This window comes from Streptomyces sp. CBMA123, assembly GCF_014596465.1.
In the GTDB taxonomy this organism is placed as follows: Bacteria; Actinomycetota; Actinomycetes; order Streptomycetales; family Streptomycetaceae; genus Kitasatospora.
On record NZ_MECK01000133.1, the window covers coordinates 1 to 14,233 of the forward strand.

At 72.8% G+C, this 14,233-nt stretch carries 14 protein-coding genes; 4 read left to right on the plus strand and 10 right to left on the minus strand.

Translation table 11 applies throughout. The features are described from left to right. Window positions 1-339: 339 nt before the first annotated feature. The gene (locus BG452_RS16970) at window positions 340-1,035 is read right to left on the minus strand and encodes a response regulator (protein WP_188305142.1); all 696 of its coding nucleotides are present in this window, start codon (window positions 1,033-1,035) and stop codon (window positions 340-342) included. Then, a complete protein-coding gene (locus tag BG452_RS16975; protein ID WP_188305143.1) occupies window positions 1,032-2,153 on the minus strand; it encodes a sensor histidine kinase in 1,122 nt (373 codons plus the stop codon). Before BG452_RS16975 ends, BG452_RS16970 begins: the two co-directional genes overlap by 4 nt. A gap of 208 nt (window positions 2,154-2,361) precedes the next feature. On the opposite strand from BG452_RS16975, the gene BG452_RS16980 reads away from it, so the two are divergent. Beyond that, window positions 2,362-2,937 (plus strand): hypothetical protein, encoded by a 576-nt coding sequence (locus BG452_RS16980; protein ID WP_223242327.1) that lies wholly within the window; start codon window positions 2,362-2,364, stop codon window positions 2,935-2,937. 13 nt (window positions 2,938-2,950) lie between these two features. Here the strand turns inward: BG452_RS16980 and BG452_RS16985 are convergent, their stop codons facing one another. Next, on the minus strand, window positions 2,951-3,910 hold the full coding sequence (locus tag BG452_RS16985) for a DMT family transporter (protein WP_188305144.1): 960 nt from the start codon (window positions 3,908-3,910) through the stop codon (window positions 2,951-2,953). Window positions 3,911-4,086: 176 nt separating this feature from the next. Further along, window positions 4,087-4,752, minus strand: a complete 666-nt coding sequence (locus BG452_RS16990; RefSeq protein WP_317621091.1) for a CatB-related O-acetyltransferase — start codon at window positions 4,750-4,752, stop codon at window positions 4,087-4,089. Between the two features lie 94 nt (window positions 4,753-4,846). Here BG452_RS16990 and BG452_RS16995 point away from each other — a divergent pair, with 94 nt between their 5' ends. From BG452_RS16995 to BG452_RS17005, 3 genes are all read left to right on the plus strand, one after another. Next, entirely contained in the window at window positions 4,847-5,587 is a 741-nt protein-coding gene (locus tag BG452_RS16995; protein WP_223242328.1) for a TetR/AcrR family transcriptional regulator, read from the plus strand. Window positions 5,588-5,771: 184 nt separating this feature from the next. Continuing rightward, window positions 5,772-6,482 (plus strand): peptidylprolyl isomerase, encoded by a 711-nt coding sequence (locus tag BG452_RS17000; protein ID WP_223242329.1) that lies wholly within the window; start codon window positions 5,772-5,774, stop codon window positions 6,480-6,482. 91 nt (window positions 6,483-6,573) lie between these two features. Further along, complete coding sequence (locus tag BG452_RS17005) at window positions 6,574-6,966, plus strand: MazG-like family protein (RefSeq protein ID WP_188305146.1); 393 nt, start codon at window positions 6,574-6,576, stop codon at window positions 6,964-6,966. Between the two features lie 89 nt (window positions 6,967-7,055). Here the strand turns inward: BG452_RS17005 and BG452_RS17010 are convergent, their stop codons facing one another. The 6 genes from BG452_RS17010 to BG452_RS47085 form a co-directional block, all read right to left on the minus strand. After that, window positions 7,056-8,345, minus strand: a complete 1,290-nt coding sequence (locus BG452_RS17010; protein WP_188305154.1) for a geranylgeranyl reductase family protein — start codon at window positions 8,343-8,345, stop codon at window positions 7,056-7,058. Window positions 8,346-8,619: 274 nt separating this feature from the next. Continuing rightward, entirely contained in the window at window positions 8,620-9,315 is a 696-nt protein-coding gene (locus BG452_RS17015; protein WP_188305147.1) for a demethylmenaquinone methyltransferase, read from the minus strand. 137 nt (window positions 9,316-9,452) lie between these two features. Beyond that, the gene (locus BG452_RS17020; protein WP_188305148.1) at window positions 9,453-10,040 is read right to left on the minus strand and encodes a hypothetical protein; all 588 of its coding nucleotides are present in this window, start codon (window positions 10,038-10,040) and stop codon (window positions 9,453-9,455) included. A 309-nt stretch (window positions 10,041-10,349) separates the two neighbouring features. Then, window positions 10,350-11,030: an imidazolonepropionase-like domain-containing protein gene (locus BG452_RS17025; RefSeq protein WP_317621092.1), complete on the minus strand. Its 681-nt coding sequence runs from the start codon at window positions 11,028-11,030 to the stop codon at window positions 10,350-10,352. Between the two features lie 19 nt (window positions 11,031-11,049). After that, window positions 11,050-12,270, minus strand: coding sequence for a cyclic dehypoxanthinyl futalosine synthase (gene mqnC / locus BG452_RS17030; protein ID WP_188305149.1), 1,221 nt, complete (start codon window positions 12,268-12,270; stop codon window positions 11,050-11,052). Between the two features lie 179 nt (window positions 12,271-12,449). Beyond that, window positions 12,450-14,233, minus strand: a 1,784-nt coding sequence (locus tag BG452_RS47085) for a serine/threonine-protein kinase (RefSeq protein ID WP_262986011.1), incomplete at its 5' end; no start/stop codon positions are given.

Consider the following 14,233-nt stretch of genomic DNA (forward strand, 5'->3'; position numbering starts at 1 on the left):
GCCCGCCGCCCGCCGCCCGCCGCCCGCCGCCCGCGCCAGGATTGCCCACCTGCCGCCGGTGTCACCTGCGCTGGGCCGGCCGGTCCCAGCGCGGAGCTGCTGCGCGCTCGCAGCTCCGGCAGCATGTGGGCCCCTGGGGGCCTGCCCTTCGCCCTCCTCCTCGCCCTCCGCCTCCGCGGCTCTGCCTCCCGTTGCGGGCAGGCCCGACTTCCCTTCCCGGCGCGACCCTCACAGTCCTGGGCCCGCCTCCACCTGCGCCCTGCATCCCTCTCTTCCTCGGGCCTCGCCCTTGCGCGGGCCGCCTACGCTGTTCCGCTCTCGCCTGCGGATCAGGGCCGGTTACCGGTTACCGACTGCCTGTTCCCACACCCAGGCCGCGACGCCCACCCGGTTACGGGCACCGAGCTTGCGCTGGATGTTGGCGAGGTGGTTCTTCACCGTTCCCGGTGAGATGAAGAGCCCGGCGCCGATCTCGGCGTTGGTCGCTCCGTCGGCCACCAACTCAGCGATCTCCCTTTCTCTCTCGGTCAGTTCCTCCACCGGGCCGGCTATCAACGGGCCCGGAGCGCCTGCCCCGATCGCGGGACCGGGCATCGGCGTGGAGTCCGAGAGCGCCATGTGCCGCAGCAGTCGGACAGTGATCTGCGGGCTGATCAACGCATCCCCGGCCATCGCCGCCCGAACGGCCTCGATCAGCAGGACCGGCCCCGAGCGCTTCAGCAGGAAGCCCGCCGCACCATTCCGCAAGGCCGTGTGCACGTACTCGTCCAGGTCGAAGGTGGTCACCACGATCACCTTGCATTGACCGGCCAGTTGCCGGGTGACCTCCAGGCCGTCGAGCTTCGGCATCCGGATGTCCGCGACCACCACGTCCGGCCGCAGCCTCCTCGCCTCCTCCACCGCCGCGGCTCCGTTCGCCGCTTCGGCCACCACCACCATGTCCGGCTGGACGTCCAGAATCATCCGGAACGCGCTGCGGACGTCTGCCTGATCATCGGCGACCAGGATCCGAATCGGCCCCGCACTGCTGCTCATCCGCTCTGCTCCCCTGCGCCCGCACTGGTCCTCATCAGGGCTCCCGGCTGCTCCGGGCCCTCCTGCCCTGCCAACGGCAGCCTCGCCGTCACCCGCCAGGCCTCCTGCTCATAGGCGCCGGCCTCGAAAGTGCCGCCCAGCGCCTCCACCCGCGCGGCCAGCCCCGGCAGTCCGCTCCCACCGCCTCGGCGGGGACGTCCGGCCGGACCTGGCGCCCGGCCGTCGTTCGTCACGGTCAGCTCCAGCCACCCGCCGACACGGCGTGCCCGGACATCGATCCGATGAGCGCTCTGAGCGTGCCGGCGAACGTTGGTCAGTGCCTCGACCACGATCCGGTGGACCGTCCCACCCACTTCCCTCGGCACCGGCTGGTCCGGCAGCTCCAGCCGGACCTCCGCGCCGCCCGAGGCGGTGAACCGCTCTGCCACCTCGGCGAGTTCCGAGAGCCCCGGCTGTGGGCTGCGCCCAGTCCCCTCCTCCGTGCGCAGCAGCTGGACCGTCCGATCCAGCGATGCCAGGGCCCGCTGTCCGGCCTGCTCTATCCGTTCGAACATGGCGACGGCTCGAGCCGGGTCGACCGAGGCCAGATAGGCGCCTGCCTGGGCCTGGGCGACCATCCCGCTCACATCGTGTGCCACGAAGTCGTGGAGGTCGTGGGCCAGTTCGAGTCGCTGCGCACGCCTCGCCTCGACCACCGCCCGCTTGCGTCCCTCGTCCAGGCCCCGCAGGTAGAGGCCGATCAGGACCGTCGGCAGCGAGAGCATCGAACCGAACCCGAAGACCGTGAGCATGTCCCCCGGCCCTTCGATGAACGCGAACCGCGTCAGCCAGAGGGCAACCGCTCCGCAGGCCGTCCAGGCCGCCGCCGCGCACCGCGGCCCGTCCTCGGTGCGCAGGCTGATGACCACCGACAGCAGCAGGACGGCCAGTTCGACCAGCCCCAACAGCCCGGCCCAGCGGTCTCCCTCCGCCCAGCGGCCGAGGAGCCAGACCGCGATCGTGACCGCGATCGACGCAACCCCGAGGACCATGGCCACGGCCGCTACCCCGTGGCGCCCTCGCACCAACCAGGCCGGCAGCACCAGGATCAGGACCACCCCGGCCAGCATTTGAGTCATCGTCACCGCCTCCTCGACTCTTCGACTCTTCGACTGCCGTCACACTACGGCGGCGTCCGAGCGATACGCCTGTGCCGATCGGCATATTTCAAAGGCCGGTTGAGCAGGAGGAACAGCCCGATCGGCATCTGCCGTGAGCCCTGGTGGACCTCCAGTCTTGAGACATCGCACCGGCCACGGAGGCCGGAGCCGAAGGGAGTCCACCACCATGTCGAAGCTCGCGATCAACCCGGGTAGCACCGCGCACCGGACCGCGACCACTCTCCCGGCCGTCCCGCCCGCCCCGCGCTGGGCCCAGCTCGCCGCCAAGGCCGCCGCCCTCAGCACCGTTCCCTCGGGGCTGTGGCGGATCGCCTTCGGCTTCGGCCTCCCGGCCGGTTTCACCGGAGCGACGGCCGCGGCGTACGCCGCCCACCAGCCGGGCTGGGGCACGGTCTACTGCGTGGCGCTGAGCTGCCTGGCCGAAGCCCTGGCCTTCCTGACCGTCGGCCTGGTGCGCCCCTGGGGGCTGGTGGCTCCACGCCGGATCCCGCTGATAGGCGGCCGTCGGATTCCGCCGCTCACCGCGATCGTCCCGGCTCTGCTGGGCTCAGTGGCGCTCACGATCCTCGGCATGGAGGGGCTGTTCGGCCGCTGGGCCCACAACCTGGCCGAGCCGGACTCGCCGCGGGGCGCTGCCGCCGTCGTGATGACGCTCGCCTATCTGCCCCTGGTCGCCTGGGGCCCGCTGCTGGGCGCGGTCACTGTCGACTACGCCCGCCGGACGCTGCGGCGGCGCCGATGATCGGCGCGACAGGTCACACCGGGGCCGGCTCCGGGCTCGCCCCCTCCGTGTCGGGCGCGTCCTCACCCGCGCCACTGGCCGGGCGCGGCGCGGGAGCGGCGCGCCGGCCCCACTCGGTCGCGACCAGTACCAGGGCTCCGCCGAGCAGGGCGAGCGGGCCCATCCGGTTCCCGGCGAGGGTGATGCCGAAGACGGCGGCCCACAGGGGTTCGGTGCCGAGCAGCAGGCTCACCCGGGACGGCGAGGTGGCCCGGACAGCCCACATCTGGACGAAGAAGGCGAACAGGGTGCAGAACAAGGACAGGTGCAACAGCCAGGCCCACTGGCCGGCTCCGTACGAGAGCGCGACGCTCCACGGGCTGGGCCCGACGGCCAGCGCGACGACCGTGAACACCGCGGTGGCAACCGCGAGTTGGACCCAGGTGACGGCGAGCATGTCGGTGTTGCGGATGGCCCGGGTGCGGGCCATGGCGAGGACGTACGCCGAGCGGACCAGGGCGGCGCCCAGCACCAGCAGGTCGCCGAGCATCGGGGGGCGCAGCCCGCCGTCGCCGGTGAGCAGGGCGACGCCGAGGACGGCCAGCCCGGCGGCCGCGAGGAAGGCGCGCGGTGGTGCGGTGCGGCCGAGGGCGCTCTCGCCGAGCGGGGTGAGCACCATGGCGAGACTGATGATGAGCCCGGCATTGGTGGCGGAGGTGTGTACGGCGCCGTAGGTCTCCAGCAGGAAGATCCCGCTGAGGACCAGGCCCAGTGCGGCGCCGCCGAGCCACTCGGCGCGGCTCAGCTTCCGCAGGGCCCGCCAGGCGGCCAGTCCGAGCAACGGCAGCACCAGCCCGAAGCGCAGGACGAGCATCGCCACGACCGTCTCCGGCTCGGCCACCCGCTGGACGGCGAGGAAGCTCGACCCCCACACCACTGCCACGAGCAGGACCGGCAGATCACGAAGAACCGATGAGGACGAGGAGGCAGACATGAGGAAGATCCCTCCGAGCGAACGGAACCGGCGGGTGCGAGGACCGTACGGCGTCGGACGGACCCAGGAGCTGGGCGTGTGGCTCAGCGGCGGACGGGGTGAGGGATGGAGCAAGGGTGCGCCATCTTCGCGCACCGGCCCGCCGGTGATCAATGCCCCTGCCAGGTGCCGGCGGGTCAGGAGGCGAGCAAACCGTTCGTCTCGGCGATGGCCTCGATGTCGGCTGGGGTGCCGGACATGATGGCGCGGACATGCTCGGTGACGAGTTCGACCGGCCAGTCCCACCAGGCGGCGCGGAGCAGGCGATCGATGTCGGCGTCATCGAAGCGACGCCGGATCGGACGGGCGGGGTTACCGCCGACGATCGTGTAGGGCTCGACGTCGGCGGTGACCACCGCGCCGGCCGCAATGATCGCTCCGTCGCCGATCCGGACCCCGGGCAGGACAGTGGCGCCGAAACCGAACCAGACGTCGTTGCCGACCACGGTGTCGCCACGGCTGGGCAGGCCCGTGACGATGTCGAGGGTCTGCTCGGTCCAGCTGCCGCCGAACATCGTGAAGGGGAAGGTGGACACGCCGATGGCCGGGTGGGCGGCCCCGGCCATCAGGAAGCGGGTTCCGGTGGCGACCGCGCAGTACTTGCCGATCACCAAGCGCTCAGGGCCGTAGGCGTAGAGGACGTTGCGCTCCTCGAAGTGGGTGGCTCCGTCAGGGTCGTCGAAGTAGGTGTACTCGCCGACCTCGATCCTCGGATCGGTGACGAGCGGGCGCAGCAGGACCGCTCGGTCGTGGCCGGCGAGCGGGTGGAGAGCGGTCGGGTCGGGGATGGCACAGGTGGTCACGCGAGCTCCTCTCGTAATGCGACCAAAGTCGCATTACGATGAGCATGGCACGACCGCCACCCCACAGCAAGCACTAATGCGACTGGAGTCGACTTTGAGCGAGGCCTCCCGCCCCGACCAGCAGCCCCGTACGCCGACCCCGCGCCCGGGCGGCCGCAGCACCCGGGTCCGCGCGGACGTGGTCGCCGCCACGCTCGCCGAAGTCACGGAGAAGGGCTACGACGGACTCACCGCCGAGGCGGTCGCGGCGCGGTCCGGCGTCCACAAGGCCACCCTCTACCGGCGCTGGGGCGGGGTGGACGGCCTGGTCGCGGATGCCCTGACCGCCTCCGCCGACCAGCCCTGGCCCCTGCCCGACACCGGAGACCTCCAGCAGGACCTCCGCCAGATCACCCAGGAGGTGTTCAGCGTCTTCACCGACCCCGAACGGGGCCTCACGCCCACCGCGCTGATCTCTGCCGCCCAGCGTTCCGACATCGGCGCGGCCGCCCTGCGCGACTTCTTCGCGGCCCGCCACCGCCAGGCCGCCGAAGTGGCCCAACGGGCGGTCGCCCGCAGCGAGTTGCCCGTCGAAACGGACGGCGCCGAGGTGGTCCGGGCCGCCACCGCCCCGCTCTACTACCGGCTGTTCGTCACCGGCGAGCCCCTGGACGCCCGCACCGCCGAAAGGGCCGCCGACGCCGCCGCCCTGGCCGCCCGCGCCGGGCTGTTCATGTCCACCCCGCCAGGCACCGACCCTGGCACCGACGCCAACCTCAACCCCAGCCCCGACCTCAACACCGACCCCAACACCGAAGCCGAACCCGGCACCGCGCCGAACACCCCCGCCCCATAGGGCTCGCACCACACCCCCAAGCCCCACCCCAAGCCCACCCCGGGACCCGGCAACCACCAGAGGCCCGACCCCGCCCAGCGCGGCCCCAATACCCCCTCGCATCCCCTTACTTCCCCTCATGCCAAAGGAGCCTCGACCGCCCCAACCCCTACCGGAGACCCACCCGGCCGTGGATGATGCCTCCATGACAAGCACGCCGTCCACCACCCCCCGGAAGGCCCGTCACATGAAGCGCAAGCACTGGGCGCTGGTCGCCGCCGCCACCGTCCTCCCGCTCGCGGCGAGCACCGGCACGGCCGTTGCGGCCCCCTCCGGCGCCGCCCCCGCCCAGAGCGCGGCCTGCACTTACACACCCGCCGTCCCGGCCGACAACTTCAAGGGCATCCCGGTCTTCGACGCGGAGAAGGCCGCCCGCCCCTACAGCGCGACCCTGCGGACCAATCAGGGCCCGATCACCTTCGAGGCACTGACCGACAAGGCGCCCTGCACCACGTTCTCGTTCCGATTCCTCGCCGAGCACGACTATTTCGACCGCAGCCACTGCCACCGCCTCACCACCCAGCGGATCTACGTCCTGCAGTGCGGCGACCCGACCGGGACGGGCAGCGGCGGTCCGGGCTACTCCTTCCCGGACGAGAACCTGACCGGCGCCACCTACCCGGCCGGCACCGTGGCGATGGCCAACGCCGGTCCGAACACCAACGGCAGCCAGTTCTTCATCGTCTGGAAGGACACCAAGCTCTCCCCCGCCTACACCCCGTTCGGCCGGGTCACGGCCGGCCTGGACGTCCTGCAGAAGATCGCCGCCGCCGGCGAGGACGACCAGAACGGTCCCGGCGACGGTTACCCCAACGTCCCCGTGAACATCCGCCACGTGAAGATCAGCAAGCACTGACCGACGGGCGGGCCGCGAACCGCCCGACCCCGCGCCCGTCGCCGCTCCCGTACGGTGGCAGCACCACCGACACCGCAGGGAGCAGCACCGCATGGACAGCCGGATCTGGGAGAGCGTCGACCACCTGGTCGCATGGCTGGACGAGCACACTACCCAGTCGCCGCAGGAGGAGCGCCTGCTGCGGCTCCTCAAGCTCTCCGAGGAGGTCGGTGAGGTCGGCGCGGCGGTGATCGGGGCAACCGGCCAGAACCCGCGCAAGGGTGTCACCCACACCTGGGAGGACGTCCAGCACGAGCTCTGCGACGTCGTCTTCAGCGCCCTCGTCGCCCTCCGGACGCTCACCCCCGACGCGGCCCGGGTGTTCGCCGAGCGGCTCGCCTACGTCGAGCAGCGCTCGGACGCCTCCCGCAACACAGCGGAGCGGGAGGCGTCCCCGGGTGCAGCCCCGGAGGCCACACCCGAGACGGCCCCCGAAGCCCGCTAGACACCGTCCCGCAGCAAGCGCCGGACCTCACCGCGCCACATGTTGGGCAGGCGTCACGCGGTTGGCAGGCGCCACCCGTTCGGGAGGCGTCACGCGTTGGGCGCGACCTTCGCCAGCCCGTTGATCAGGCGGTCCATCGCGTCGCCGCCCTGCGGGTCGGTGAGGTTGGCGAGGAGCTTGAGGGTGAAGCGCATCAGCAGCGGCCGGGGCAGGCCGTGCTGGGCGGCGAGCTGCATCACCTTGGGGTTGCCGATGAGCTTCACGAAGGCGCGGCCGAGCGTGTAGTAGCCGCCGTACACGTCCTTGAGGATGCGCGGGTACGCGTGCAGGGCGCGCTCGCGGCCGCCCTCGGTGACGCGGGCGTGGGCCTGCACGATGACGCCGGCGGCGATCTGGCCGGATTCCATCGCGTAGGCGATGCCCTCGCCGTTGAACGGGTTGACCATGCCGCCCGCGTCGCCGACGAGCAGCAGGCCGCGGGTGTAGTGCGGCTGCCGGTTGAAGGCCATCGGCAGGGCGGCGCCGCGGATCGGTTCGGTCATGTTCTCGGGGGTGTAGCCCCACTCGGCCGGCATGCTGGCGCACCAGGCCTTGAGCACCTCGCGCCAGTCGAGTTCGCCGAACGCGGGCGAGGAGTTGAGGATGCCGAGGCCGACGTTGGAGGTGCCGTCGCCCATGCCGAAGACCCAGCCGTAGCCGGGCAGCAGCTTGCGCTGGCTGTCGCGGGTGTCCCACAGCTCCAGCCAGGACTCCAGGTAGTCGTCGTCGTGGCGGGGCGAGTTGAAGTAGGTGCGGTAGGCGACGCCCATCGGACGGTCCTCGCGGCGGTGCAGGCCCATGGCGAGGGAGAGCCGGGTGGAGTTGCCGTCGGCGGCGACCACCAGCGGGGCCCGGAAGGTGACGGGCCGCTTCTCCTCGCCGAGCTTGGCGGTGACGCCGACGATCCGGCCGGTGCGCTCGTCCAGGACCGGCCCGCTGACGTTGCAGCGCTCGTAGAGCCGGGCGCCGGCCTTCTCGGCCTGACGGGCGAGCAGTTCGTCGAAGTCGGCGCGCTTGCGGACCAGGCCGTAGTCGGGGAAGGAGGCCAGCTCGGGCCAGTCCAGCTCCAGCCGGACGCCGCCGCCGATGATGCGCAGGCCCTTGTTGTGCAGCCAGCCGTTCTCGGTGGAGACGTCGATGCCCATGTCCACCAGCTGCTTGGTGGCGCGCGGGGTGAGGCCGTCGCCGCAGACCTTCTCGCGCGGGAAGGCGGTCTTCTCCAGCAGCAGCACGTCCAGCCCGGCCTGGGCGAGGTAGTACGCGGTCGTGGAGCCGGCCGGGCCCGCGCCGACCACGATGACGTCGGCGGTGCTCTCGACCGTGCTGTCCGGCTTCGTCAGATCGGCTGCGGTCTCGGACACGTGGACACACTCCTGGAGCTGCGGCGGGGGGATGGCGGCTTTTGTCTCCGGCAGTCTAGTTCCGCTCACGCCGCCGGAACCCCCCGCCGCCGGAACCCCGCGCCCCATGCAGGAGCCGCCTCCGCCCAACGGCCCCACCGCCGCGGCGGAACCCGCATCGCACCGCGCCCTGGCCGAACCCGCATCGCACCGCGCCCCGGCCGAACCCGCATCACACCGCCCGGCCGGAGTCCCCGCCGCCCCCGCCACCCGGCTACGCCTGCTTGTACCCGCGGTGCAGCGCGACGATCCCGCCGGTCAGGTTCCGCCAGGCGACCTTCGACCAGCCGTTCTCCTGCATCCGGGCGGCCAGCGCGGGCTGGTCCGGCCAGACCCGGATGGACTCGGCGAGGTAGACGTACGCGTCCGGGTTGCTGCTGACGGCGGTGGCGACCGGGGGCAGCGCGCGCATCAGGTACTCGGTGTAGACCGTGCGGAACGGCGTCCAGGTCGGTGTGGAGAACTCGCAGATCACCAGCTTGCCGCCGGGCTTGGTGACCCGGTGCATCTCGCGCAGCGCCGCGTCGGTCTCCTGGACGTTGCGCAGCGCGAAGGAGATCGTCACCGAGTCGAAGGTGTCGTCGGCGAACGGGAGCCGGGTGGCGTCGCCGGCGGTGAGCGGCAGTTCGGGGTGGCGGTGCTTGCCCTCGGTGAGCATGCCGACCGAGAAGTCGCACGGGACGACCTTGGCCCCGGCCTCGGCGAAGGGCAGCGAGGAGGTGCCGGTGCCGGCTCCGAGGTCGAGCACGAGGTCCCCGGGTCCGGCGGCCACCGCCTCGGCCACCGCCCGGCGCCAGGCACGGGCCTGGCCGAGGGAGAGCACATCGTTGGTGAGGTCGTACTTGGCCGCGACGTCGTCGAACATGGCGGCGACTTCGTGCGGCTGCTTGTCCAGGGAGGCTCGGGTCACGCCCCCCATTGTTCACCCTGTGACGGACACCCCGACCCACGGGGCGCACCAGTCGGCCCGCCGGAAGGTCCGACCGAAGGTCCTCCCGGGGGCGCCGGCCGGGGAACCCCGCACCCCACGGCGTCCCCCGCCCCGTCCTAGTGGGCGCCCCGACGCCCGCCCGTGCGGCGCCGGCGCCGCGAGCGCTTGCCCTGGGTTATCGCGGGCATCCCCTCGGCGAGCGCCCCGGTGGCCATCGCGAGGTTGGCGGCGAGCCGCCCGTGCCCGCTGCGGACCGCGACGTCCCGCCGGTGGCGCCGGATGCGCAGTACGCAGATCACGAACAGCAGGACGGCGACCGGCACGCTGAACCGGGCCAGTCCGACGCCGACCGGCTGCGGGTAGGTGTCGCCGCAGATCCGTACCGCGCCGGGGTCGTCGGCCGCGTGTTCCAGGCAGACCGCGTCACCGACCTTGGCGCCGTCGGAGAGCGGCAACGCGGCGGCGGTGTGCGGCTGGCCGCTGACCTTGTAGCTGACGGCGCTGTACGTGCCGCCGCCGGTCGGCAGTTGGGTGACGACGCCCTCGACTCTTACCGGGTGGGCCGCGATCCGGTCGGCCTGGTCGGCCTGGCGCCAACCGAGCAGGCACATCCCGACGGCCAGCACGGCGCTGAGCACGGTGGCGAGGTACCAACCACGGCCCAACCGCGGGGAGCGCGGCGGGGGGACGGTCGCGGTTCGCATGGTTCCTGTCCTGGCTTGCCTCCGGGGCCTGGGACACGGCCCCGCCACCCGCGGGCACGGGCGGTGGTGTGGTGAGCGTACGGAGTGAGCTGTCCGGGATCGTATCCGCTGGCGGGCCCTCAGGTCACGGTGAAGGGGCAATCATCCCCCGCAGCGGGCGCGGCAGTTCGGGTGCACACGAAGGAAGTCCCGTACGTGGCAAGGCAATCCGCCTACTGATGAGTACGTCACACCGGGCCCGATCACCGGCCCCGGCCGGCCTCACCCTTGCCTGGACTCACTGCCGACGGGCCTCACCGCTGCCTGGGCTCACCGCCGCCGGTACACCAACCGCCCGCCCAGCACGGTCGCCAGGCACCCACCGGACGCCGGCTCCACCCCACCCGCCGCCGCAACCACCGGAAACACCGCGAAGTCCGCCCGCCCACCGGCCGCCACCCGCCCGTGCACGGCCCGCATCAACGGCAGCACCGCCAACGGATCCAGCACCCCCACCACTTCGGAGGCCCCCACCGCATCCGCATCCGGCGCCGCCGCGTCCAGAGCCCCCGCACCCCCCGGCAACGCGACCAGCCCGGACCGCGCCACCGCCGTCCGCACCGAGGCCCGTTCGAACGGCCCGGCCACCGCCGTCACCCCGAACCCGAGCATCCGCTGCAGCCCGCGCCGCGCGCTGGCCCCGTACCGGGCCTCGTCGGTGCAGCCCACCAGCCCGTCCGCGACCGGTTCGACGCCGATCTCCTCCCGCGGGTCCGGGTGGTAGTCGCGCTCCAACAGCCGCTGCCCGCAGGGGTTGCGCAGCCCGGGTGTGAGCACGGCGTTGCCCCAGTCCCGGACCCGCGCCGACGGATGGGCCGCCGCCAGTTCCGGGTACGGCCCGAGGGCCTCGACCAGTTCGCCGCGCACCACCACCGCCCCGTCGGCGAAGGACGGGGCGGTGGGATCGGCCGGGTCGGGCAGCAGGAACGCCGCCCGGTGGAGGGTCAGCACGGTGGCTTCGGGGCCGGACTCAGTTGTCCAGGATCTTCAGCTCGGGGTGCGCAGTGCCGCCCTCGATCGCCGTGGAGGCGATGTGGGAGGCGACCCGGGCGTCGACCGGGTCGTTCGCCGGGTCGTCCAGCACCCGCAGGTGCTCGTACGTGGTGGAGCGCTGGGCCGGGACGCGGTCGGCGGCGCGGATGAGGTGGATCAGCTCGGTCAGGTTGGAGCGGTGCTTGGCACCGGCCGCCGAGACGACGTTCTCCTCCAGCATCACGGAGCCGAGGTCGTCCGCGCCGTAGTGCAGCGACAGCTGGCCGGCCTCCTTGCCGGTGGTGAGCCAGGAGCCCTGGATGTGGGCGACGTTGTCGAGGAACAGCCGGGCGATGGCGATCATCCGCAGGTACTCGAAGACGGTGGCCTGGGTCGAGCCCTTGAGGTGGTTGTTCTGCGGCTGGTAGGTGTACGGGATGAAGGCGCGGAAGCCGCCGGTGCGGTCCTGCACGTCGCGGATCATCCGCAGGTGCTCGATCCGCTCGGCGTTGGTCTCGCCGGTGCCCATCAGCATGGTGGAGGTGGACTCCACGCCGAGGCCGTGCGCGGTCTCCATGATCTCCAGCCAGCGCTCGCCGGACTCCTTGAGCGGGGCGATCGCCTTGCGCGGCCGCTCGGGCAGCAGTTCGGCGCCGGCGCCGGCGAAGGAGTCCAGGCCCGCCTTGTGGATCCGGGTGATGGCCTCCTCGATGGAGACGCCCGAGATCCGGGACATGTGCTCGACCTCGGAGGCGCCGAGCGAGTGGATCACCAGCTGCGGGAAGTCGGCCTTGATCGCCGAGAACGCGCGCTCGTAGTACTCCACGCCGTAGTCCGGGTGGTGGCCGCCCTGGAACATGATCTGGGTGCCGCCCAGCTCGACCGTCTCGGCGCAGCGGCGCAGGATCTCGTCGAGCTCGCGCGACCAGCCCTTGTCGCTCTTCGGCGGCACGTAGAAGGCGCAGAACTTGCACGCCGTCACGCACACGTTGGTGTAGTTGATGTTGCGCTCGATGATGTACGTCGCGATGTGCTCGGTACCCGCGTAGCGGCGGCGGCGCACCGCGTCGGCGGCGGAGCCGAGCGCGTGCAGCGGCGCCGAGCGGTAGAGCTCCAGCGCCTCCTCCGGGGTGATCCGGCCGCCGGCGGCGGCCCGGTCGAGCACGGCCTGCAGGTCGGTGCTGGACGCATCGAGGGTGGTCGCTGCGAGCTCGGTCACCTGGCGGCCTTCTCTCTCTCAAGTGCTACTCGGGTACGGCCGAACCAGCCTACGCCAGGCGTTTCGGGCGCCCGCGTCAGCCCGCTGAACTGCGCCTCTGCCCTGTGTGTCCGCACTGTGTGTCCGCACTGCGCCGCGGCCCGCTTCGCTCCCGTCGGCCGGCCGGTCCGGAGCCCACCTCACGGGGTGGCGCCGCCCACCCGGCGGAGCGTGCCGGCCGGGTTGCCGGCGGCCGGGTCGGCGGAGGTGAAGCGGATCGTCCCGTCGGACTGCAGGGTGAGCGTCTCCGCGTTGGAACCGCCGGTGCAGGCGCCGGGGATCGAGGAGCGCACCAGCCGGGACTGGAACACCAGCTTGGTGTCGGCGACGGACCTGAGCGTCCAGGCGCCCTCGCAGCTGATCGAGATGAGGCCGGAGAGGGCGTTGCGGCTGGTGGTGGCCTCCTGGCCGACCGCCGCCTGGTGGACGGTGATCGTGGTGGTGCCGCCGGGCAGCCCCTTGTCGGTGACCATGTCCCCGCTCCAGGTGCCCAGGAACGCCGCCGGCACCGCGTCGCCGCCACCCGCCCCGGGCGCCGGGGACACCCCGGACGGAGAGCCTGACCGCGACGCGGAGACGGAAGCGGAAGTGGAGGTCGAAGCGGACGGACCGTCCGGAACGAAGGCCCCGGGCGACGCGATGGCCGCACTCGGATCGATGGACGGGATCGGCATCGGCCCCACCGAGGGCACCGGCACCGCCGGATCGGGCCGCTGGACCAGCGCGTACAGCCCGTACCCGACACCCCCGAGCAGGGCGACCGCCAGCGCCACCGCCCCCGCGGTCACGGCCGGTCGACGCCGCCGCCGGGCGATCCCCGGGTACGCGCCCGTCCCGGGCGGATAGGCGCGCAGCGGCCGCTCACCCGACGCAGACAGCGCCCCCGACCCCTGCCCGTCCCCCGCGTGCCCCAAGTCCCCCAAGTCCCCTGAACCCCCCGAGTCCCCCAGCTCCCCTCCTGTACCTCCCACATCCCCCGAACCCGCCGAGTCCCCCTCCAGGTCCAGCAGTTCCACCGCACTGCGCCCCACCCCCGCCGCCAGCGCCGGCGGCAGCCAGTCCCCCCGCGCGAGCCGGCCGGCGACCGCACCGTCCGGGTCCAGCCAGGCACCCAGCTGGTGCGGGGTGGGCCGGGCGGCCGGGTCCTTGGCCAGGCAGTGGAGGACGACGGCCCGCAGGGCGTCGGGCACCCCGGTGACGTCCGGTTCCTCGTGCAGCACCCGGTAGAGCAGGACGGCCGCGCTGACCCCTTCGCCGAAGGGGTGGACGCCGGTGGCGGCGAAGGCGAGGACGGCGCCGAGCGAGAAGACGTCCCCGGCCGGTCCGGACGGCCGCCCGTTCGCCTGCTCGGGCGACATGAAGCCCGGCGAGCCCACCACATACCCCGAACGGGTGAAACCACTGGTCGCGTCCAGGGCCCGGGCGATCCCGAAGTCGATCAGCCGGGGCCCGTCCAGGGTGAGCAGCACGTTGGAGGGTTTGACGTCGCGGTGCACCAGGCCGAGCCCGTGCACGTGGGCGAGCGCTCCGGCGAGCCCGATGCCGAGGGCGCGGACGGCGGTCTCCGGCAGCGGACCGTGCTCCCGGACGGCGGCGTCGAGTGCGGGGCCGGCGACGTAGCCGGTGGCGACCCAGGGCGGCTCGCCCTCGGTGTCGGCGTCCAGGACGGGCGCCGTCCAGGCGCCGCCGACCCGTCGGGCGGCGGCCACCTCCTGGCGGAAGCGGGCGCGGAACTCGGTGTCGTCCGCGAGTTCCGTCCGGACCACCTTGACGGCGACGGTGCGTCCGCCGGCCGTCCGGCCGAGGTAGACCCGGCCCATCCCGCCCGAGCCGAGCCGCCGCAGCAGCCGGTAGGCGCCCACCTGGCGCGGATCGTCCGACCCCAGTGCCCGCATGCCCCGCACGCTCCCCTCGCACGCGCACG